Annotated in this window: 13 protein-coding genes and 1 tRNA gene; 6 read left to right on the plus strand and 8 right to left on the minus strand. The window is 70.0% G+C overall.

What is annotated here, in order from left to right; genetic code table 11:
• Positions 1–9: 9 nt before the first annotated feature.
• A complete protein-coding gene (gene lpdA, locus KA711_10235) occupies positions 10–1,890 on the plus strand; it encodes a dihydrolipoyl dehydrogenase (GenBank protein ID MCM0609354.1) in 1,881 nt (626 codons plus the stop codon).
• A gap of 89 nt (positions 1,891–1,979) precedes the next feature.
• Here lpdA and malQ read toward each other — a convergent pair whose 3' ends face one another.
• The 4 genes from malQ to KA711_10255 are packed head-to-tail and all read right to left on the minus strand — an operon-like array spanning position 1,980 to position 10,250.
• The gene (gene malQ / locus KA711_10240; GenBank protein ID MCM0609355.1) at positions 1,980–3,467 is read right to left on the minus strand and encodes a 4-alpha-glucanotransferase; all 1,488 of its coding nucleotides are present in this window, start codon (positions 3,465–3,467) and stop codon (positions 1,980–1,982) included.
• A gap of 19 nt (positions 3,468–3,486) precedes the next feature.
• Complete coding sequence (glgX, locus tag KA711_10245) at positions 3,487–5,583, minus strand: glycogen debranching protein GlgX (protein MCM0609356.1); 2,097 nt, start codon at positions 5,581–5,583, stop codon at positions 3,487–3,489.
• A gap of 1 nt (position 5,584) precedes the next feature.
• The gene (glgB, locus tag KA711_10250) at positions 5,585–7,762 is read right to left on the minus strand and encodes a 1,4-alpha-glucan branching protein GlgB (protein MCM0609357.1); all 2,178 of its coding nucleotides are present in this window, start codon (positions 7,760–7,762) and stop codon (positions 5,585–5,587) included.
• Between the two features lie 16 nt (positions 7,763–7,778).
• Positions 7,779–10,250 (minus strand): glycogen/starch/alpha-glucan phosphorylase, encoded by a 2,472-nt coding sequence (locus tag KA711_10255; protein MCM0609358.1) that lies wholly within the window; start codon positions 10,248–10,250, stop codon positions 7,779–7,781.
• A gap of 320 nt (positions 10,251–10,570) precedes the next feature.
• Between KA711_10255 and glgC the strand changes: the two genes are divergently transcribed.
• The 4 genes from glgC (at position 10,571) to KA711_10275 (ending at position 16,635) form a co-directional block, all read left to right on the plus strand.
• Positions 10,571–11,848 carry a glucose-1-phosphate adenylyltransferase gene (gene glgC, locus KA711_10260; protein ID MCM0609359.1) on the plus strand — a complete coding sequence of 426 codons (1,278 nt, stop codon included), beginning with the start codon at positions 10,571–10,573 and terminating at the stop codon, positions 11,846–11,848.
• Between the two features lie 29 nt (positions 11,849–11,877).
• Entirely contained in the window at positions 11,878–13,350 is a 1,473-nt protein-coding gene (gene glgA, locus KA711_10265; GenBank protein ID MCM0609360.1) for a glycogen synthase GlgA, read from the plus strand.
• A 55-nt stretch (positions 13,351–13,405) separates the two neighbouring features.
• Positions 13,406–13,496: transfer RNA gene (locus KA711_10270), tRNA-Ser, on the plus strand.
• 154 nt (positions 13,497–13,650) lie between these two features.
• Positions 13,651–16,635, plus strand: a complete 2,985-nt coding sequence (locus KA711_10275; protein ID MCM0609361.1) for a DUF3857 domain-containing protein — start codon at positions 13,651–13,653, stop codon at positions 16,633–16,635.
• Between the two features lie 43 nt (positions 16,636–16,678).
• Here the strand turns inward: KA711_10275 and KA711_10280 are convergent, their stop codons facing one another.
• From KA711_10280 to KA711_10290, 3 genes are read right to left on the minus strand one after another with little or no spacing between them, the layout of a single operon-like run.
• On the minus strand, positions 16,679–17,065 hold the full coding sequence (locus KA711_10280) for a DUF2237 domain-containing protein (protein ID MCM0609362.1): 387 nt from the start codon (positions 17,063–17,065) through the stop codon (positions 16,679–16,681).
• Positions 17,066–17,068: 3 nt separating this feature from the next.
• Positions 17,069–17,989: an SPFH/Band 7/PHB domain protein gene (locus tag KA711_10285; protein MCM0609363.1), complete on the minus strand. Its 921-nt coding sequence runs from the start codon at positions 17,987–17,989 to the stop codon at positions 17,069–17,071.
• A 30-nt stretch (positions 17,990–18,019) separates the two neighbouring features.
• Positions 18,020–18,454 carry an NfeD family protein gene (locus KA711_10290; protein ID MCM0609364.1) on the minus strand — a complete coding sequence of 145 codons (435 nt, stop codon included), beginning with the start codon at positions 18,452–18,454 and terminating at the stop codon, positions 18,020–18,022.
• Positions 18,455–18,586: 132 nt separating this feature from the next.
• Here KA711_10290 and KA711_10295 point away from each other — a divergent pair, with 132 nt between their 5' ends.
• Positions 18,587–20,845 carry an arginine/lysine/ornithine decarboxylase gene (locus tag KA711_10295; GenBank protein ID MCM0609365.1) on the plus strand — a complete coding sequence of 753 codons (2,259 nt, stop codon included), beginning with the start codon at positions 18,587–18,589 and terminating at the stop codon, positions 20,843–20,845.
• Between the two features lie 28 nt (positions 20,846–20,873).
• Here the strand turns inward: KA711_10295 and fabI are convergent, their stop codons facing one another.
• Positions 20,874–21,665, minus strand: a complete 792-nt coding sequence (fabI, locus tag KA711_10300) for an enoyl-ACP reductase FabI (protein ID MCM0609366.1) — start codon at positions 21,663–21,665, stop codon at positions 20,874–20,876.
• Positions 21,666–22,036 lie beyond the last annotated feature (371 nt).

Below are 22,036 nucleotides of genomic sequence, written 5' to 3' on the forward strand. Positions count from 1 at the left end.
GAGCCCGCGATGCCCCTCATCGACATCGCCGTGCCCGACATCGGCGACTTCAAGGACCTCGCCGTCATCGAGCTGCTCGTCAAGCCCGGTGACGCCGTCAAGGCCGAGCAGAGCCTGCTGACCGTGGAAAGCGACAAGGCCTCGATGGAGATCCCCTCGTCGGCCGCGGGCGTGGTGAAGGAAATCAAGGTCGCCGTGGGGGACAAGGTCAACCAGGGGAGCGTGATCGTGGTGCTGGACGCGGCTCACCCCAACACCGTTCGCGCTGAGCCTGTCGAAGCGCCCACGGGGGCTTCGACAAGCTCAGCCCGAACGGAGCTTGGTGCCGGGGCTTCGACAAGCTCAGCCCGAACGGAGCTTGGTGCCGGTGCTTCGACAAGCTCAGCCCGAACGGAGCTTGGTGCCGGGGCTTCGACAAGCTCAGCCCGAACGGAGCTTGGTGCCCCAACGGACATGGCGGCCGACCTCGAGTGCGAGCTGCTCGTGCTCGGCGCCGGCCCCGGCGGCTATTCGGCGGCTTTTCGCGGCGCCGACCTTGGCCTCAAGACGGTGCTCGTCGAGCGCTTCCCTACGCTGGGCGGCGTGTGCCTGAACGTGGGCTGCATCCCCAGCAAGGCGCTGCTGCACGTGGCCGCGGTGATGGACGAGGTGAAGCACTTCGCCGACCTCGGCATCGCCTTCGAGCCGCCCAAGGTCGATCTCGGCAAGCTGCTCGCGCACAAGAACAAGGTCGTGGGCAAGCTCACCGGCGGCCTGGCGGCCATGGCCAAGATGCGCAAGGTGACGGTGCTGCAGGGCAGCGGCGAGTTCGCCGATGCGCACCACCTGAAGGTCAGCGCCGCCGACGGCAAGACGCAGATCATCCGTTTTGCCAAAGCCATCATCGCCGCCGGCTCCGAGGCGGTGAAGCTGCCCTTCCTGCCGGCCGACGAGCGCATCGTCACCAGCACCGGCGCGCTGCAGCTGCGCCAGCAGCCCAAGAGCATGCTCGTCATCGGCGGCGGCATCATCGGCCTGGAGATGGGCACCGTCTACAGCACGCTGGGCGCCCGGCTCGACGTGGTGGAGATGATGGACGGCCTGATGCAGGGCGCCGACCGCGATCTCGTGAAGGTCTGGCAGAAGATGAACGCGCACCGCTTCGAGCGGCTGATGCTGAAGACCAAGACCGTGGGCGCCGAGGCCAGGCCCGAGGGCATCCGCGTGATGTTCGAGGGCCTGGACGGCAGCAGGAGCGAAGGCCTGTACGACCTGGTCCTGCAGGCCGTGGGCCGCACGCCCAATGGCAAGAAGCTCGCGGCCGACAAGGCCGGGGTCATCGTCGGCGATCGCGGCTACATCCCGGTGGATGCGCAGATGCGCACCAACGTGCCGCACATCTTTGCCATCGGCGACATCGTCGGCCAGCCCATGCTGGCGCACAAGGCCGTTCACGAGGCCCATGTGGCCGCCGAGGTGGCCGCCGGGGACGAGAAGGCGCAGTTCGACGCCCGCGTCATCCCCAGCGTGGCCTACACCGACCCCGAGGTCGCCTGGGTGGGCCTGACGGAAGACGAAGCCAAGGCCCAGGGCATCAAGGTGAAAAAGGGCCTCTTCCCCTGGAGCGCCAGCGGCCGCGCCATCGCCAACGGCCGCGACGAGGGCTACACCAAGCTCTTGTTCGATGACTCGCCCGAGGCCCACAGCCACGGCCGCATCCTCGGCGGCGGCATCGTCGGCACGCATGCGGGCGACATGATCGGCGAGGTGGCCCTGGCCATCGAGATGGGCGCCGACATGGTGGACATCGGCAAGACCATCCATCCGCACCCCACTCTGGGCGAGAGCATCGGCATGGCCGCCGAGGTGGCGCACGGCAGCTGCACCGACCTGCCGCCTGTGCGACGCTGACCGGAGCGCTCAACGGCGCCGCGGCGCCGAGGAGCGCGCCCCGGCCAGGATCATCGGCTGGCGGGCCGAAAGCCGAGGATCACAGGCTCTCAGCGCCCGTAGAGCCTGCACATCTCGGCCAGCCGCCCCGCATGCCAAGGCTGCACCTGCTCCCACTGGAAACGCCAGCGCCACCAGCCGCTTTCCTGCCCGGGATAGTTCATGCGGCACTCGGTGGGCAGGGCCAGCACGTCCTGCATCGGATGCACGGCGGTGTCGGCCACGCTGGCCATGGCGGCGCGGATCAGCGTCCAGGGCATGTCGTGGCCGTCGGTGGCCAGGTACCCGCGCGCGTAGCGACGTTCGTGGTCTCTGGCGGTGGCCCACCAGCCGGCCACGGTGTCGTTGTCGTGCGTGCCGGTGTAGACCACGGTGTCCGGTTCGTGGTTGTGAGGCAGGAAACGGTCTGTCGCGTCACCACCGAAGGCGAACTGCAGGATGCGCATGCCCGGCAGGCCGAAGGTCTTGCGCAGCGCGTCCACCTCGGGCGTGATCACGCCCAGGTCCTCGGCGATGATCGGCATGGGGCCGAGTGCTTTGTTGATGGCCGCGAACAAGGCCTCGCCCGGCCCTGGCAGCCAGCGGCCGTTGACCGCCGTGCGCTCGTTCGCCGGGATCTCCCAATGGCCGGCAAAGCCGCGGAAGTGGTCGATGCGGACGATGTCCACCAGTTCGAAGCTGCGGCGGATGCGCTCCACCCACCATGAGTAACCGTCCTTGGCGTGCTCGCTCCAGCGGTACAGCGGGTTGCCCCAGCGCTGGCCCGTGGCGCTGAAGAAGTCCGGCGGCACGCCAGCCACCACCGTGGGCCGCCTGGCGGCATCGAGCTCGAACAGATGCGGGTTCGCCCACACCTCGGCCGAAAGATGGGCGATGAAGATGGGCGTATCGCCGATGATTCGCACCCCCCGATCATTGGCATAGGCGCGCAGCTTCATCCACTGGCGGAAAAAGCGCCACTGCGCGAATTCCCAGAAGTGGATGCGCTCGGCACACGCCACGCGAGCCGCGGCCAGTGCGGCGGGTTCGCGATCGCGCAGCGGGGCGTCCCAGGTGTGCCAGTCGGTCCAGGCCAGGCGCTCGCACAGGCTCATGAACAGGCTGAAGTCAGGCAGCCAGCTCGCCTGCTCGGTGCGGAAGCGCTCGAAGTCCTCGCGCTGCGCCGCGGTGCCGGCGGCGGCGCAACGCAACGCCGCCTTGTGCAGGCGCTCCATCCGGAAGGGGTGGACATGCGCGTAATCCACCGCATCGGCGGCCAGGCCAGGCCCGGGTTGCAGGTCGGCGGTGTCGAGCCAGCCTTGCTGATGCAACTCGGCCAGGTCGACCAGCAGCACATTGCCGGCAAAGGCCGAGTTGCTCATGTAGGGCGAGTTGCCCGGGCCGATGCCGGCCAGCGGCAGCAGCTGCCAAAGCTTCTGGCCGCCGGTCACCAGCCAATCGACGAAGTGGCGGGCCTCGGGGCCGAAATCGCCGCTGCCGTGCGGCCCGGGCAGGGAGGTGGGGTGCAGCAGAACACCGCTGGCGCGGGGGAATCTCATGGAGGCAGTCTCCGTCGGGTCAAGGCGCCGAGTCACGCAGCAGCACCACGCTGCGGGCGGGCAATTCGCAGTCCTGCCCGCCCGCCCGCACCCAGCCGCTGCGGCCGTCAGTCATCGTGCTGTCGAGCTCGCAGGCCCAATGGCCCGGGGGCAGCCGAAAACTGGCGTCCGTGTCGCGGCCGTTGATGAGCAGCAAGAGCGGTGCGGCACCGCGCCCGGGCGCGCCGATCCAGGCGCCCAGGATGCGCGACATGCGGTTGTTCCAGTGCTCTGGCGTCATGGGCTCGCCGGTCCGTCGCAGCCAGGCCAGGTCGGTCCGGCCCTTGGCATCGGGCAGGCCGGTATACCAGCGCGGCGCCATCGGCAACAAGCGCTTGCGCAACGAGATGACGTGGGCCGTGTAGGCCAGCAGATCCCCGTCGGCCGAGGCCCAGGCGATCCAGGTGCTGGGGTTGTCCTGGCAGTAGGGGTTGTTGTTGCCACCCTGGCTGTGACCGAGTTCGTCGCCCGCAGCCAGCATGGGCGTGCCCTGGCTCAACAGCAGGCTGGCCAGCAGCGCGCGCTGCAGCCGCGCGCGGCGGGCCAGCACCTCGGGGTCGGACGTGGGGCCCTCGGACCCGCAGTTCCAGCTGAGGTTGTGTCCGTGGCCGTCCCGGTTGCCCTCGCCGTTGGCCTCGTTGTGGCGCAGGTCGTAGCTCACCAGGTCGGCCAGGGTGAAGCCGTCGTGGCTGACGATGTAGTTCACGCTCTCCAGCGGCGGGCGCTGGCGCGGCTGGAACACGTCGGAGCTGCCGGCCAGGCGCAGGGCGAACTCGCCCCGCGTGCAGTCACCGCCCAGCCAGAAGGCCCGCGCGGTGTCGCGGAAGCGGTCGTTCCACTCCTGCCAGCCGCGTGGGAACTGGCCCATCTGATAGCCGCCCGGGCCCAGGTCCCAGGGCTCGGCAATCAGGCGCAGGCCTTGCAGCACGGGGTCCTGCAGCACGGCCTTGAAGAACGGGCCTTCGCGCTCGAAGCCGTGGTCGCCACGGCCCAGCACCGGGGCCAGGTCGAAACGGAAGCCGTCGACGCCGTAGTGCTGCACCCAGTGGCGCAGGCTGTCCATGACCATCTGCAGCATGCGCGGGTGGCGGATGTCCAGCGTGTTGCCGCAACCCGTCCAGTTCTCGTGGTGCTGCCTCGCGTGCCCCTGCAGGCGATAGCAGCTGGCGTTGTCCAGACCGCGCCAGGCCAGCGTCGGACCGCGCTCGTCGCCCTCGGGGGTGTGGTTGTAGACCACGTCGAGCAGCACCTCGATGCCAGCCTCGTGCAGCCGCCGCACCATCGTGCGGAACTCCTCGCGCACACCGGCGCCGCTGCTCGCCGCGGCGTAGCGCGGCTCGGGGCAGAAAAAGCCCAGGGTGTTGTAGCCCCAGTAGTTGACGAGCCCGCGCGCGGCCAGATGGGCTTCGTCCAGGTGCTGTTGCACCGGGAGCAGGCACACGGTGGTCACGCCCAGGCGCTGCAGGTGGGCGATGGCAGCGTCGTGCGCCAGGCCGGCGTAGGTGCCTCGCAGCGCCTCGGGCACGCCGGGCAGCTGTTTGGTGAAGCCGCGCACATGCAGCTCATAGATCAGCGTGTCGACGCCGGGCGGCCTGCGCAGCCGTGCCACGCCGGGCTCGGGCGCCACGACGCGGGCCTTGAAGGCCATGGGGCCGTTGTCGCGCGTGTCCGGGTGCTGCGGGTAGGCACTGTCGGCGCCGAAGTGCGGGCCCGCCCAGTCGAAGCCGCCGGGCGGGGCCACGATCTCACGCGCCCAGGGATCGAGCAGCAGCTTGTTGGGGTTGAATCGGTGGCCGCGGTCGGGCCGCCAGGGCCCGTGCGCGCGCAGGCCGTAGACGAGCCCGGCACCGGCCCCGGCCAGGTGGACGTGAAAGACATCGCCGCTGCGACCGGGCAGCGGCAGGCGCTGCAACTCGGTGCGGCCCGCGGCGTCGTACAGGCACAGCTCCACACGGGCCCCGTGCTGCGAGAACACGGCGAAATTCACGCCCTCTTCGTCGACGGAGGCGCCCAGCGGCCAGGCGCGGCCCGGTTGCAGTGCCGTCCCGGCGTTGGCGTCGCGGTGCGCCAAGTCCATGTCAGCGCACGAGCTCCATGAACACCGTTGCCAGCGGCGGCAGGTTCAGCACCACGCTGTGCGCCTGGCCGTGGCTGGGCACCGGCTCGGAGGTGCACTCGCCCAGCGGCGTGCCGACGTCGCTGCCGCCGTAGTGTCGGCTGTCGGTGTTGAGCCGCTCGACCCAGCGGCCGACCGCGGGCACGCCGCAGCGCAGGGCGTGGTGCACCACCGGCGCGAAGTTGCACACCACCAGCATCTGCTCGCCGCCCCGACCATGCCGCACGAAGGCCAGCAGGCTGCGGCGCGCCTCGTCGTGGGCCACCCACTCAAAGCCCGCAGGGCCGAAGTCCTGCGTGTACAGCGCAGGGCTGCTGCGGTAGAGGTGGTTGAGGTCGCGCACCAGGCGTTGCACCCCGGCGTGACGATCGTCCTGAAGCTGGTGCCAGTCCAGACTGGCGTCGTGGTTCCACTCGCGGCCCTGGGCGAACTCGCCGCCCATGAACAGCAGCTTCTTGCCCGGGTGCCCCCACAGGAAGCCGTAGTAGGCGCGCAGGTTGGCGAACTGCTGCCAGGCGTCGCCCGGCATGCGCGCCAGCAGGCTGCCCTTGCCGTGGACCACCTCGTCGTGGCTGAGCGGCAGCACGAAGTTCTCGGTGAAGGCATACACCAGGCCGAAGGTCATCTCGCCATGGTGGTAGGGCCGGTGGATGGGATCGCGGCCCATGTACTGCAGCGTGTCGTGCATCCAGCCCATGTTCCACTTGTAGTGGAAGCCCAGGCCGCCGGCATAGGTGGGGCGGCTCACGCCGGGGAAGGCGGTGCTCTCCTCGGCCAGGGTCACGGCCTGCGGGCACTCGCTGCCGATGACCTCGTTCACGCGCTGGAGCAGCGCGATCGCCTCGAGGTTCTCGCGCCCGCCGTGGACGTTGGGCACCCACTCGCCGGCCTTGCGGCTGTAGTCGCGGTACAGCATGGAGGCCACGGCGTCCACGCGCAGGCCGTCCACGCCGAAGCGCTCGACCCAGTACAGCGCATTGCCGACCAGGAAGTTGCGCACCTCCGAGCGGCCGAAGTTGTAGATGAGGGTGTTCCAGTCGTTGTGGAAGCCCTCGCGGGGGTCGGCGTACTCGAACAGGGCCGTGCCGTCGAAGCGGCTCAACCCATGCGTGTCGGTCGGGAAGTGCGCCGGCACCCAGTCGAGGATCACACCCAGGCCCGCCGCATGCGCGCGCTCGATGAAGCGCTGCAGCCCCTGCGGCGGGCCGAAGCGCGCCGTGGGCGCGTACAGGCCCAGCGTCTGGTAGCCCCAGCTGCCATCGAAGGGGTGCTCGCTGATGGGCAGCAGTTCCAGGTGCGTGAAGCCCATGTCCTGCGTGTAGGGCAGCAGCTCGTCCGCGAGCTCGTCCCAGCTGAGCCATCGGTTGCCTTCCTCGGGCTTGCGGCGCCAGGAGCCCAGGTGCACTTCGTAGATGCTGACCGGCGCGTCCAGCGCGTTGGCGGCCTGGCGCCCCGGCGCGGGCGGCAACACCGGCGGCAGCGGCGCCACGATGCTGGCGGTGGCGGGGCGCATCTCGGCGGCGCGTGCGTAGGGGTCGGCTTTCTGGGGCAGCAGCTGGCCATCGCGGTCGAGCAGCTCGAACTTGTAGGCCGCGCCCAGGCCCACGCCCGGCAGGAACAGCTCCCAGACACCACACTCGCGGCGCAGGCGCATGGGGTGGCGGCGGCCATCCCAGTGGTTGAAGTCGCCGACCACGCTCACGCGGATGGCGTTGGGCGCCCACACGGCAAAGGCCGTGCCGGGCACGCCGTCCATGCTGCGCGGATACGCGCCCAGCACCTCGAAGGGGCGCCGGTGCGTGCCTTCGCCCAACAGCCAGACGTCCATCTCGCCCAGCACGGTGCCGAAGCGGTAGGGGTCTTCGATCACGGTCTCCCCGCCACCGTCCCAGCGCAGCCGCAGCTGGTAGGGGCCGCGCGCGGCGGTCTCGCCCTCGAAGAGATCGTGCAGGCCCTCGGCGTCGCGCCGCTGCAGCGGCCAGGCGTGGGGGCCAGCGACGACCGTCACCGCCACCGCATGAGGCGCAAACACACGCACCCAGATGGCGCCATCGCCGCGCGGGTGCGGGCCCAGCACCGCAAACGGGTCGCCGTGGCGGCCCTCGCAGACGGCGCGCGCCTCGGCCTTGTCGAGCTTCATCGGGTGCGTGGTGTGGTCAACCCTTGGCCGGGATGCCCCAGACCTCGCGAGCGTACTCGCGGATGGTGCGGTCCGACGAGAAGAAGCCCATGCCGGCCACGTTGCGGATGGCCTTGCGCGCCCAGGCCTCGGGCTGCTCGTAGAGCGTGTCGACGCGCGCCTGCGCGGCCACGTAGCTGTCGAAGTCGGCCAGCAGCATGTAGGGGTCGCCGCCCCAGAGCAGCGAATCCACCAGGCCGCGGTAGCGACCCGGTTCGTCTTCGCTGAAGGCGCCCGCGGCGATGGCGTCGAGCACCGCCTTCAGGCGCGGGTTGGCCTCGTAGACGCGGAAGGGCTGCCAGCCTTGGGACTTGTGCTGCGCCACCTCGGCCGTGGACAGGCCGAAGATGAAGATGTTGTCGTCGCCCACCTGCTGGCGGATCTCGATGTTGGCGCCATCGTCGGTGCCGATGGTGAGCGCACCGTTGAGCGCCAGCTTCATGTTGCCCGTGCCCGAGGCCTCGGTGCCGGCGGTGGAGATCTGCTCCGACAAATCGGCCGCGGGCATGATGAGCTCGGCCACCGAGACGCCATAGTTGGGCACGAACACCAGCTTCAGCCGGCCGGCCACCACCGGGTCGTCGTTGACCACGCCGCCCACGTCGTGGATGAGCCGGATGATGCTCTTGGCCGCGTGGTAGGCGCTCGCGGCCTTGCCGGCGAAGATCACCGTGCGCGGCGTCCAGTGGGTCGTGGGGTCGGCCAGCATGGCCTGGTAGCGCGCCACCACCTGCAGCACGTTCAGAAGCTGGCGCTTGTACTCGTGGATGCGCTTGACCTGCACGTCGAACAGGCTGGCGGGGTCCACCACGATGCCGGTGCTGGTGCGGATGTGCTCGGCCAGCCGCCGCTTGTTGGCTTGTTTGACGGCCATGAAGGCCTGGCGGAAGTCGGCGCGCCCGGCGTGCGGCTCCAGGCGCTTGAGCTGGTCGAGATCGAGCCGCCAGCCGTGGCCGATGGTGCTGTCCACCAGCGAGGCCAGGCCGCCGTTGGCCTGGGCCAGCCAGCGGCGGGGGGTCACGCCGTTGGTCATGTTGGTGAAGCGCTCGGGCCACATGGCCGCGAAGCCCGAGAAGATGGTCTTCACCAGCAGATCGGAGTGCAGCGCCGAGACGCCGTTGGTCTTGTGGCTGCCCACCACCGCGAGATGCGCCATCCGCACGCGGCGCTCGCCGCGCTCGTCGATGAGCGAGAGCTCGCGCAGGAACCCGTTGTCGCCCGGGCGGTGCGCGGCGGCCTCGGCCAGGAACTCGGCGTTGATGCGGAAGATGATCTCCAGGTGCCGCGGCAGCACCTGCTGCATCAGCGCCACGGGCCACGTTTCCAGCGCCTCGGGCATCAGCGTGTGGTTGGTGTAGCTGAACACCTTGCGCGTGATGGCCCAGGCGGCGATCCAGCCAAAACCGTGTTCGTCGACCAGCAGGCGCATCAGCTCCGCAACCCCGATGGCCGGGTGGGTGTCGTTCAGGTGGATGGCGACCTTGTCCGACAGGTTGGTGAGCCGCCCGTGCTCCGCCAGATGCCGCGCCAGGATGTCCTGGATGCTGGCGCTGGTGAAGAAGTACTCCTGACGCAAGCGCAACTCGCGGCCGGCGGGCGTGCTGTCGTTGGGGTAGAGCACCCAGGAGATGTTCTCGTAGGCGTTCTTGAACTCGGCCGCGCGGGCGTAATCGCCGCTGTTGAAGGCGTGCAGGTCGATCTGGCTGGGTGCCACGGCCTTCCAGAGGCGCAGCGTGCTCACGCGCTCGGTGCCGTGGCCGGGCACGACCATGTCGTAGGCCTTGGCGTTGACCTCGCCGGCATGCCGCCAGGTCGGCACGAGGCTGGGGTCGGCCGCCGGCTCCACCCAGCCGCCGAAACGCACCCGGTAGGCGACGTTGCCGCGCGGGAACTCCCAGGGCGTGCCGTCTTCGAGCCAGGGGTCGGGTGATTCGATCTGGCGCCCGCCCTGGATGTGCTGCTTGAACATGCCGAACTCGTAGCGGATGCCGTAGCCGATGCTCGGCAGCTCCACGGTGGCCATGCTGTCCAGGAAGCAGGCGGCCAGCCGGCCCAGGCCACCGTTGCCCAGGGCGGCATCGGCTTCGGTGCTGGCCAGGTCTTCAAGGCTGGCGGCGTGGGCGCGGGCGGCGCCGCCCATCTCGCCCTTCAGATCAAGCGCGGCCAGCGCGTTGCTGAGCGTGCGGCCGATCAGGAACTCCATCGACAGGTAGTACACGCGGCGTGCCTTGGCCGCGCGGTCGGCGGATTCAGCGGCCACCCAACGTCGGGACAACTGCTCTCGCGCCACCTGCGCCACGGCGTGCATGATCTCGCTCGGGCTGGCCTGGCCGGGCAGGGTGCCCACGGTGTGCAGCAAATGGCGCTCGACGGCTGCGGCGCTGTGGTCGACGGCGGCCAGGGCCGAAGGGCTGGCGGCCGCGGTCGAGGTGGTCTTGGGGTCGGACATCGTCGGGGCGGCGCAAGGTTTGCTTGCGTCGTGCTGGGGCGGGTTGTCGGTGCAGGGAGTGTCCCGAACGGGGCGGCCAGCGTCAACCCAAACCGAGGCCGTGCTTTGTAGTCTGGCTACATGTTCACGCCTTTGTCTTGGGCGCTGCTCTGCGGGTGAATTGCACAAAGTTGTCTGTTGACAAGTATCTAGACCACATTTTTCGTAAACTGATTCAATGAACCAAGCGATCTGCGCCTGTCGATTCGGTGCTGCTTGCCCGGTTTGGGGCTTGTAGTTTTGCTGCATCGTGTGCGCGCCGGGTTGCACCAGGAGACAGCATGAAACCGATCGATGTGGCGGCGAGCTTCGACCTGCCGCGCCGGGCCGTGGCCCTGGTGCTGGCCGGTGGGCGCGGCAGCCGGCTGAAGAACCTGACCGATTCGCGGGCCAAGCCGGCGGTGTACTTCGGCGGCAAGTTCCGCATCGTCGACTTCGCGCTCAGCAACTGCATGAACAGCGGCATCCGCCGCATCGGCGTGATCACGCAGTACAAGTCGCACAGCCTGCTGCGCCACCTGCAGCGCGGCTGGGCCTTCTTGAAGAGCGAGATGAACGAGTTCGTCGACCTGCTGCCCGCGCAGCAGCGCGTCGACGAAGAAAGCTGGTACCGCGGCACGGCCGACGCCGTCTACCAGAACCAGGACATCCTGGCCGCCTACCGCGCCGAGTACGTGGTGGTGCTGGCCGGCGACCACATCTACAAGCAGAACTACGCGCTGATGCTGGCCGACCACGTGGCGCTGCACCGCGAACTCGGCAGCGAGTGCACCGTGGCCTGCGTGGAGGTGAGCCGCGACGAGGCCCGTGCCTTCGGCGTGATGGCCGTCGACAAGAGCCGCCGCATCACCGACTTCGTCGAGAAGCCGCCCGAGCCGCCCGAGCTGCCCGGCAAACCCGGCCGCAGCCTGGCCAGCATGGGCATCTACATCTTCAACGCGCGCTTTCTGTACCGCGAGCTCGAGCGCGACATGGCCGACCCGAACTCCAGCCACGACTTCGGCAAGGACATCATCCCGCGTGCGGTCAAGGCGGGCGTGGCGGCGGCGCATCCTTTCGATCTGTCCTGCGTGGGCCGCCGCACCGGCTTCGAGCCCTACTGGCGCGATGTCGGCACCATCGACGCCTACTGGGACGCCAACATCGACCTCACCGCCACCGACCCGCTGCTCAACCTCTACGACACGCACTGGCCGATCTGGACCTACCAGCCGCAGCTGCCGCCGGCCAAGTTCGTGCACAACCAGGACGACCGCCGCGGGATGGCCATCGAGAGCCTGGTGTCGGGCGGCTGCATCGTCAGCGGCAGCGTGTTGCGCTCGGTGCTGTTTTCCGACGTGCGCGTGCATTCGCACGCGCTGGTCAGCTGGAGCGTGCTGCTCCCGGGCGTGGAGGTGGGCCGCCAAGCCCGCCTGAAGCGCTGCGTCATCGACCGCGACTGTGTCATCCCCGACGGCCTGGTGATCGGCGAGGACGCCGAGGCCGACGCCCAGCGCTTCTACCGCACCGACAGCGGCATCACGCTCGTGACGCGCGAGATGCTGCGCGCGCTCGGATGACGGCGGGCGCGGAGCCGGCGGCGGCGCCGCTGCGCGTGCTGCACGTGGCGGCCGAGCTTTTCCCGCTCGTCAAGACGGGTGGCCTGGCCGACGTGGTGGCGGCGCTGCCGGTGGCGCAGGCCCAGCAGGGCGCCGACGTGCGGCTGCTCCTGCCCGGCTACCCCGCGGTGATGGACAGCGTGCGCAGCACCCGCGTGGTCATCGACGTCGGCGCTTGTTTTGGCGCCCTGCGCGTGCGGCTGCTGCTCGGGCGCATGCCCGGCACGGCGCTGCCGACCTACGTGATCGACGCCCCGTACCTGTACCGGCGCGGCGGCGGCCCCTACCAGGCGCCGGATGGCCAGGAGTGGCCCGACAACCTGCAGCGCTTCGCCTTGCTGGGCTGGGCGGCCGCGCACCTGGCCGCCGACGATGCCGACCCGGCCTGGCAGCCCGACATCGTGCATGCCCACGACTGGCACGCAGCCATGGCCTGTGCCTTCATGGCCGAGCACCTGCCCACGCCGGCCGCCAGCGTCTTCACGGTGCACAACCTGGCGTTCCAGGGGCTGTTCCCGATGCACGACTGGCCGCTGCTGGGCCTGGCCTCGCGGCTGATGTCACCCGCGGGGCTGGAGTACCACGGCCAGATCAGCTTCATGAAGGCGGGCCTGAAGTTCGCCGACCGCATCACCACCGTCAGCCCCCGCTACGCCCACGAGATCGCCACGCACGAATTCGGCTGCGGGCTCGAAGGCGTGATCCGCGGCCGCGGTGCGGCGGTCAGCGGCATTCTCAACGGCATCGACGACGCGGTCTGGAATCCGGACACCGACGCCGCCATCGCCGAGCGCTACGACGCCGAGCGCCTGGGCGGCAAGGCGGCCTGCAAGCGCGCGTTGCAGGCCGAGCTGGGCCTTGCGGCCGACGAGTCGGCGCTGCTGATGGTGGTGGTGAGCCGCCTCACCGCGCAAAAGGGCATGGACCTTCTGCTGGCCGCGCTGCCCGAGCTGCTGGCGCAGGGCGTGCCGCACGGTGTGCAGTTGGCAGTGCAGGGCACTGGCGACCCGGCGCTGGAGGCCGCGTTCCGCACGGCCGAGCTGGCGCACCCGGGCCGCCTGCAGGTGCACGTGGGCTACGACGAGGCACGCGCCCACCGGCTGGTGGCCGGGGCCGACGTGATCGCCGTGCCCTCGCGCTTTGAGCCTTGCGGCCTGACGCAGCTGTACGGACTGCGCTACGGCACGCTGCCCCTGGTGCGCCGCGTGGGCGGGCTGGCCGACACCGTGATCGACGCCGACGACGCCGCGCAGGCCGAGGGGCGGGCGACCGGCTTCGTCTTCGACGCCGCCACGCCGCGGGCGCTGTTGCAGGCCGTGTGGCGTGCCCGCACGCTGTGGCAGCGGCGCGGCGCCTGGCAGCGCCTGATGCGGCAGGGCATGGGCCAGGATCTGTCGTGGCAGCAGCCGGCGCGCGAGTACCTGCAGCTGTACCGCACGGCGCGGGCCGCCAAGCCTGCCTGACCGGGCGCAGGCCGCGGCAGCGTGCCGGCCGGACCGCCTAGAATGCGCGCCGCCCGGACAGGTGGATGAGCGGTTTAAGTCGCACGCCTGGAAAGCGTGTGAGGGTTAACAGCCCTCCGCGGGTTCGAATCCCGCCCTGTCCGCCAAGGGGCTCGCGGCCGCATCGCGGGCGCCGGTCGGCAGGGCCTTGGAACACCCTGGTTAACCCGGCCTCTTGTGTCGAAGGTTCACCCGCACCATCGTGGTTGGGATGCACGCGTCGTGGGTGCCGATGGTCGGACCGCGTGCCGGGAGTGGGTGATGGGTTTGACGAGCCTGGCACGGCGGTGCGTCTGGGGGGTGTTCTGGATAGGGCTGCTGGCCGCTGGCACGGGGGTCGCGCTGGCGCAAGGCGCTCAAGGGCAGGTCACGCGGGCCACGTCCCCGCAGCCGGTGCCCGCCACACCCCAGCCCGGCGCTGGGGTCGCCCCGGCCCCCAAGCCTGTGCTGCGACCGGCCGCCAAGCCTGCCGAGCCCGGACCGTCTAGAGCGGCGTCGCGCGCAGTCTCGCCCACGCCAGCTGCCAAGGAGGCCGCAGCCCGATCCGGCCGGGGTTGGCGCCAGGGCGGCATCCCGGCCTGGGTGGTGGCGCCTCCGGGTGCCGACCGCAGCCTGGTGCCCGCGCCGGCCGCTGGAGCCCGGCGCGATCACCTCGTGGATGTCCAGGTCGACCACACCGGCGAGCAGCCGCAGACCTTCGTGCGCGTCCGCAGCTCGGCGCTAGACGCCGCGGCCCTGGGCTCGGTGTCCCAGTGGCCGCTGAGCTTCAACCCGGCGTTCCAGCGTCTCGTGGTGCATCACGCCCATGTGTGGCGCGACGGCGTGCGCAGCGATCGCCTGGCCGAGGCCCGCATCGAGCCCATGCGGCGCGAGACCGGCCTGGAGCAACTGGTGCTCAACGGTGTCGAAACGCTCCTGTTGGTGTTGAGCGACGTGCGCGTCGGCGACGCGGTCGAGGTGGCCTACACGGTCGAGGGTGAGAACCCGATCTTCGAAGGCCGCATCGCCGGCGGCATGCGCCTGGCCTACGACACCCCGATGGATGTCCTGCATCACCGGTGGCGCGTCCCGGCGTCGCGTGTCATGCGCACCAAGGGTCTGGCAACGACGCTGGAGCCCGAGCGCTCGGTCGAGGGCGCCGTGCAGGTGCTGCGGATGGTGCGCCAGCAGGTGCCGGCCCTGGTGGCCGAGCAGGGCGTGCCGCCATGGGTGAAGGTCTTTCCCGCGATCGACATCAGCGAGTGGAGTTCCTGGGCCGAGGTCGACGCCTGGGCTCAGCGCTTGTTCGCCCCGGCGCAGCCGGTCCCGGCGGCCGTGGTCGAACGCGCGCAGGCCTTCCGCGCCAGCGGCCTGGCGGGTGCTGCGCTGGTGTCCGAGGTGTTGCGTTTCGTTCAGGATGAGATCCGCTACCTCAGCGTGAGCCTGGGTGAGAGTTCACACCGCCCCAAGCCACCCGAGCGAACGCTGGCCGAGCGCTTGGGCGACTGCAAGGACAAGGTCATGCTGCTGAACGCGCTGCTGCGCGAGCTGGGTTTCGATCCGCGGCCGGCGCTGGTGTCCATGCAGCGCAACAAGGGCATTCGCGACTACCTGCCCAGCCACGACGTCTTCGACCACGTGATCACGCGGCTCGAGCTGGATGGCCGCACCTGGTGGCTGGACGCCACCCTGCAGGGCCAGGGCCTCGAGCTGGCCAGCCGCGGACAATGGAGCTATGGAGCCGCGCTCGTGGTCGGCGACGGGGCGGCGCTGGTGGACGTGCCGCGCCCGGGTGCCGCAGGCAGCCGCCTGCAGTTCGAGCAGCGCTGGGATCTGTCGACCCCCGGCGCGCCGGTACGCATGCAGTTCGAGATGCGTGCCCACGGCCTGTTGGCCGAGCGCTGGCGGGCCGGTCAGTCGCAGGGCGGGCGCGAGGCGCTGGCGCGCGACCTGGCCGCCGCGTATGCCCGCGTGCTGCCGGCGCTGCGCGCGCAGGGTGAAGCGGTCGTCGAGGACGACCGCCACAACAACGTCTTCGTGTTCCGACAGCTCTTCGAGTTGCCCGAGTTGGGCCAGTACGCCCGCGGGGCCATTGACGCCGAGTTCGGTGCGCTCGAGCTGCTGGACACGCTCGTCGGGCCGCCGGAGACCACGCGCCAGTGGCCGGTGCTGGTGGACACGCCGCGCGTGGTCGACAGCCGCATCGTCGTCACCGGACCTCTGCCGTTCCCGGCCCAGGCGCCCGAGGCCCTCGAGGTCGTCGATCGCCAGTTCCGCTTCACGGCCCGGCTGGAGTACGGCGGCCCGACGGCCACCTTCGTGCGGCGTTACGAGCAGCGCGACGACCAGGTGCCGCCAGCCGAGCTGGCCGCGTGGCGCGACAAGGTGCTCAAGGCGCGCAACGCGAGCTTCGGCCGCCTGCGCCTGCCGCTGGTGGACATGAAGGTGACCCGGCCGCTGCTTGAGGCCACCGAGCGGCGTGTCCGGTCGTCACGCGACTGGCGCGACGACCAGCTCGGCACGATCCAGTTGCGCCAGGAGTTCTCGCGGCTGTTCGACACCCAAGCGCTGGCGCGCGTGGCACCGGGCAGCGTGCTCGCGGCCCGCGTGCTGGCCGACCGCGCATCGACGCTCAATCTTCTGGGCCTGCATGAGGCCGCCGCCGCCGACGCTGGAGCCGCGCTGCAGGTGCTGCCGGAAGACCCCGAGGCGCTCGACGCGATGGCCGTTGCGCTGCTGGGCCAGGGCCGCGCCGAGCAGGCGCTGGCCACCTTTGCGCGCATCACGCCGGCAGCGCGCCCCGCCACGGTCGCGGGCTGGATGGGGTCGCTGCACTTCCTGCTCGGCCGGGCCGAAGCGGCCGAGCCGCTGCTGCGCGAAGCCGTGGCGGGCGGCAGTGGCGAGGGGCGGGAGTTCTCGATGATCTGGCTGTACCTGGCTGCTGAGCGCGCCGGCGGGCGCGGCCGCGCGGTGGTCGATGAGCATGTGGACGGCACCGACCCCGCCAAGATCACGGGCGCGCTGCTGCGCTACCTGGTCGGCCGCATCGACCGCGATACCCTGTTGCGCCAGGCCGGCGAGAACAAGGCCCTGGCCCGCCTGAACCTGGCGGAGGCTCACTTCTACATCGGCCAGCGGCTGCTGCTTCAGGGCCAGCGCGAGGAAGCGCTGCGCGCCTTCCAGCGCGTGGTCGACACCCAGGCCACGCCGTACCGCGAGTGGGCCTTCGCGCAGCTGGAACTGCGGCGCGCCGGGGCCGCGCGCTGAGGAGATCGCGGCGGCGCCGGAGCCTGCCCCTCAGGGCCAGGCATCACGCACCAACCACCGCATGCTTGCGCAGCCACTCGATGAGCACGAAGTCCAGCGCCCGGGCGTGCGTGCTCTCCAGCACCACCGGCGGCGCGCAACCGGCCTCGTAGGCCTCGCGCCAGCGCAGCGCGCACACGCACCAGCGGTCACCCGGCTTCAGACCCGGGAAGCGGTGCTCGGGCCGCGGCGTGATGAGGTCGTTGCCACGCTCCATCTGGAAGTTCAGGAAGCCCACCGTCACCTTGGCGCAGATCACGTGGCTGCCGTGATCTTGCGCGTCGGTGTGGCAGCAGCCGTCACGGTACCAGCCGGTCAGCGGGTCGTAGCCGCAGGGCAGCAGCGCGGTGCCCAGCACATTGAGGGCCCGGTCGCGTCGGGTCTCGGCCATGGCTCACTTGCCGGGGGCCGACCCGCCCTTGCCCAACAGCGACATCGCCGTCCCGATCAGCGCCGACACCTCGGTCATGTTGCCCGGCACGATCATCGTGTTGTTGGTGCGCGCGAGGTTGGCATAGGCATCCACCGCCTTCTCGGCCACCTTCAGCTGCACCGCCTGCTCACCGCCGGGCTCCTGGATGGCAGCGGCGATCTTGCGAATGGCCTCGGCCGTGGCCTCGGCCACCGCGCTGATCGCCGCGGCCTCGCCTTGGGCGTTGTTGATCTCGGCCTGCTTCTCGCCCTCGGAGCGGGCGATGAAGGCCTCGCGCTCGCCGGTGGCGATGTTGATCTGCTCCTGGCGACGGCCCTCGGAGGCCGCGATCAGCGCGCGTTTCTCGCGCTCGGCCGTGATCTGCGCCTGCATCGAACGCAGGATCTCGGCCGGCGGGGTGAGGTCCTTGATCTCGTAGCGCAGCACCTTCACGCCCCAGTTCATGGCCGCCTCGTCGAGCGAGCTCACGACACTGGCGTTGATGAGGTCGCGCTCCTCGAAGGTCTTGTCGAGCTCCATCTTGCCGATCACGCTGCGCAGCGTCGTCTGCGCCAACTGCGAGATGGCCACCAGATAGTCGCTGCTGCCATAGCTGGCGCGCATCGGGTCCGTCACCTGGAAATACAGGATGCCGTCGACCTGCAGCTGCGTGTTGTCGCGCGTGATGCACACCTGGCTGGGCACGTCCAGAGGCACCTCCTTGAGCGAATGCTTGTAGGCCACGCGCTCGACGAAGGGGATGACGAACTTCAGGCCCGGTGTCAGCGTGCGGTCGTACTTGCCCAGCCGCTCGACGACCCAGGCGTTCTGCTGCGGCACGATCTTGAAGGTGCGGACGATGAAGATCACCGCGATGACGGCGACGATGAGTGCGATTTCCATGGTTCGGGCCTGAAGAAGGTGGAGGAGGGGTCAGCGTGCCGGCGCCGGCTGCACGAGCAACTCGCTGCCGTGCACGGCGACGATCACGTGTTCTCCGGCGGCCGGTGTGCCGCTGCCGCCGAAACGCACCGACCACATCGCGCCCCGGTAGCTGACGCGCGCCGAGCCGTCGGCCTGCCACGCGGGCACCTGCAGCCGCTGGCCGATATCGAGGTTGACGTCGCGGTTGGCCTCGGCCGGCGCGCTGCGCGGTGCACGGGCACGCCGCAGGTGCCACACCGCCGTGGCGCCCGACGACAGCGCCGCGGCAATGGCCACCTGCGCCGCGCCCGGCAGGCCGGCATGGGCGGCCAGCGCGCCGGCTGCGGCACCCAACGCCACCATCAAGAGGTAGAAGGTGCCGGTGGCCAGCTCGGCGGCCACGAGGGCGCCGGCCAGCAGCCACCAGAGGGTCGGGCTCGACAAGTCCATAGGTCAGAACTCTCCTGGAGAAGCAGTGTAGGCGTGGTGTCACGGAGGCGGCGCCCTCGGCCCCTACACTGCGCGGCCTTGCCGCGGTCTTGCGGCCGCGCCTTCACACGAGAACCTGCCGCCGCCATGCTGCGATTTCGATTCCCCATTGTGATCATCGACGAAGACTACCGGTCCGAGAACACCTCTGGACTCGGTATCCGCGCGCTGGCCGAGGCCATTCAGAAGGAGGGCTTCGAGGTGCTGGGCGCCACCAGCTACGGCGACCTGAGTCAGTTCGCGCAGCAGCAAAGCCGCGCCAGCGCCTTCATCCTGAGCATCGACGACAACGAGTTCACGCCGGGCCCCGAGCTCGACCCGGCGGTGCTGAACCTGCGCAAGTTCATCGAGGAGATCCGCTGGAAGAACGCCGACATCCCGATCTACGTCTACGGCGAGACGCGCACCAGCCAGCACCTGCCCAACGATGTGCTGCGTGAGCTGCACGGCTTCATCCACATGTTCGAGGACACGCCGGAGTTCGTGGCCCGGCACATCATCCGCGAGGCCAAGAGCTACCTCGACGGTCTGGCGCCGCCGTTCTTCAAGGCGCTGATGGACTACGCCCAAGACGGCTCCTACAGCTGGCACTGCCCGGGCCACAGCGGCGGCGTGGCCTTCCTGAAGAGCCCGGTGGGCCAGATGTTCCACCAGTTCTTTGGCGAGAACATGCTGCGCGCCGATGTCTGCAACGCGGTGGAGGAACTGGGCCAGCTGCTCGACCACACCGGCCCGGTGGCGGCGTCTGAGCGCAACGCGGCGCGCATCTTCAACGCCGACCACTGCTTTTTCGTCACCAACGGCACCAGCACCAGCAACAAGATGGTGTGGCACCACTGCGTGGCGCCGGGCGACGTGGTGGTGGTGGACCGCAACTGCCACAAGAGCATCCTCCACAGCATCATCATGACGGGCGCCGTGCCGGTGTTCCTGACGCCCACGCGCAACCACTACGGGATCATCGGCCCCATCCCCAAGAGCGAGTTCAGCCCCGAGACCATCCGCGCCAAGATCGCCGCGCACCCGCTGCTGCAGGACCGCGACCCGGCCACGGTGCAGCCCAAGATCGTCACGCTCACGCAGAGCACCTACGACGGCGTGCTCTACAACACCGAAGACATCAAGCACAGCCTCGACGGCTTCGTGGACACGCTGCACTTCGACGAGGCCTGGCTGCCGCACGCGGCCTTCCACCCGTTCTACGGCAGCTTCCACGCCATGGGCAAGAAGCGCGCGCGGCCGAAGAAGGCGGTGGTGTACGCCACGCAGAGCACGCACAAACTGCTGGCCGGCCTGAGCCAGGCCAGCCAGGTGCTGGTGCAGGACTCGCAGGAGGTCAAGCTCGACCGCCACCTCTTCAACGAGGCTTACCTGATGCACACCAGCACCAGCCCGCAGTACGCCATCATCGCCAGCTGCGATGTGGCCGCGGCGATGATGGAGCCGCCCGGCGGCACCGCGCTGGTGGAGGAGAGCATCGCCGAGGCGCTGGATTTCCGGCGCGCCATGCGCAAGGTCGACGCCGAGTTCGGCAAGGACTGGTGGTTCCAGGTCTGGGGCCCGGAGCAGCTGGCCGAGGAGGGCATCGGCCGCAGCGCCGACTGGATGCTGCACGCCGACGAGGACTGGCACGGCTTCGGCCCGCTGGCCGAGGGCTTCAACCTGCTGGATCCCATCAAGAGCACCGTGATCACGCCGGGCCTGGGCGTGGACGGGCGCTTCGCCGCCACCGGCATCCCGGCGTCCATCGTCACCAAGTTTCTGGCCGAGCACGGGGTGGTGGTCGAGAAGACGGGGCTGTACTCGTTTTTCATCATGTTCACCATCGGCATCACCAAGGGCCGCTGGAACACGCTGGTGACGGCGCTGCAGCAGTTCAAGGACGACTACGACCGCAACGCGCCGCTGTGGCGCATCCTGCCGGAGTTCTGTGCCGCCCACCCGCGCTACGAGCGCATGGGCCTGCGCGACCTCTGCCAGGCCATCCACGAGGCCTACGCGCAGGGCGACATCGCGCGCCTCACGACCGAGGTCTACCTGTCCGACCTGCAGCCCGCGATGACGCCCTCGGAGGCTTACGCGCACATTGCGCACCGGCGCACCGAGCGCGTGGCCATCGATGATCTGGAGGGCCGCGTCACCACCGCGCTGCTGACGCCCTATCCGCCGGGCATTCCGCTGCTGGTGCCGGGCGAGCGCTTCAACCGGCGCATCGTCGACTACCTGCGCTTCACGCGGCAGTTCAACGCGCAGTTCCCGGGCTTCGCAACCGACGTGCACGGCCTGGTGGCCGAAGAGGGCGCGGGCGGCGAGCGGCGCTACTACGTCGATTGCGTGCGCGGCTGAGGCCGCGTCGCAGGGCCTGGGGCCCTCGTCAGCCGACGGCCTCGGGCGGCAGGCCCATCACCTTGGCGAAACCGCCGTCGACGTAGGTGATCTCGGCGGTGATGCCACTGGCCAGGTCCGACAGCAGGAAGGCGGCGGCCTTGCCGACGTCGTCGATCGTCACATTCCGGCCCAGCGGTGCCTGCGCGCCCACCACCTCGAGCATCTTGCCGAAGCCCTTGATGCCGCTGGCCGCCAGCGTCTTGATGGGACCAGCGCTGATGGCATTGGCGCGGATGCCCCGCGGGCCCAGGCTGGCCGCCAGGTAGCGCACGCTGGCCTCGAGGCTGGCCTTGGCCAGACCCATGGTGTTGTACGCCGGCACGGCACGCTCCGCGCCCAGATAGCTGAGCGTGAGCACGGCGCCGCCCTGGCGAAGCATCGGCAGCGCCGCCTTGGCCATGGCCGGAAAGCTGTAGGCCGAGATGTCGTGCGCGATGCGAAAGCCCTCGCGGCTCAGGCCCTCGAGAAAGTCGCCCGCGATGGCTTCGCGAGGGGCATAGCCGATGGAGTGCACGAAGCCGTCGAACTGCGGCCAGTGCGTGGCCAGGTCGGCAAACATCCGTGCGATCTGGGCGTCGTCGGCGACATCGCAGTCAAAAACGAGCGCGCTGTCGAACTCGCGAGCGAAATCGGTGATGCGCTCCTTGAAGCGCTCGCCCACGTAGCTGAAGGCCAGCTCGGCGCCCTGCGCCCGGCAGGCGCGTGCGATGCCGTAGGCGATGGAGCGGTTGGACAGCACGCCCGTGATCAGAAAGCGCTTGCCGGCGAGTATGCCCATGGAGTCTCCGTCTTCGCGTTGCAGGGGCGGGCCGGGTGGCCGCCCCGTGGGGCGCGGATTCTGGCATGCAGGGCGCATGCCAGGCCCCGGCCGTTGCCTGGGGCCTTGTTCACGGCTATACTCCGGCCTTTCCGGGTGTTTGTGCGCAAACATCGGTGCGAAAGCACAGGCTGCGTGGGCGGGGAACTTTCCAGCCCATTTTTTTTGCTCGATCGGCACCGGGGTTCCGGCACGGCGCGTCAGCGTGTGCAGCGGGGCCCGGGTGAGGGATCTTGGCGGCGCGCCCGGCGGATGGCGCAGCGCCGACATGCTGCGGGAGCAGCGGATCGGGATCCTCGGGTTTGAAGGCAGGCGGAACTCCTCGCAAGGCG

Origin of the sequence: Ideonella sp. WA131b, assembly GCA_023657425.1 — a bacterium.
GTDB lineage: Bacteria > Pseudomonadota > Gammaproteobacteria > Burkholderiales > Burkholderiaceae_C > Rubrivivax.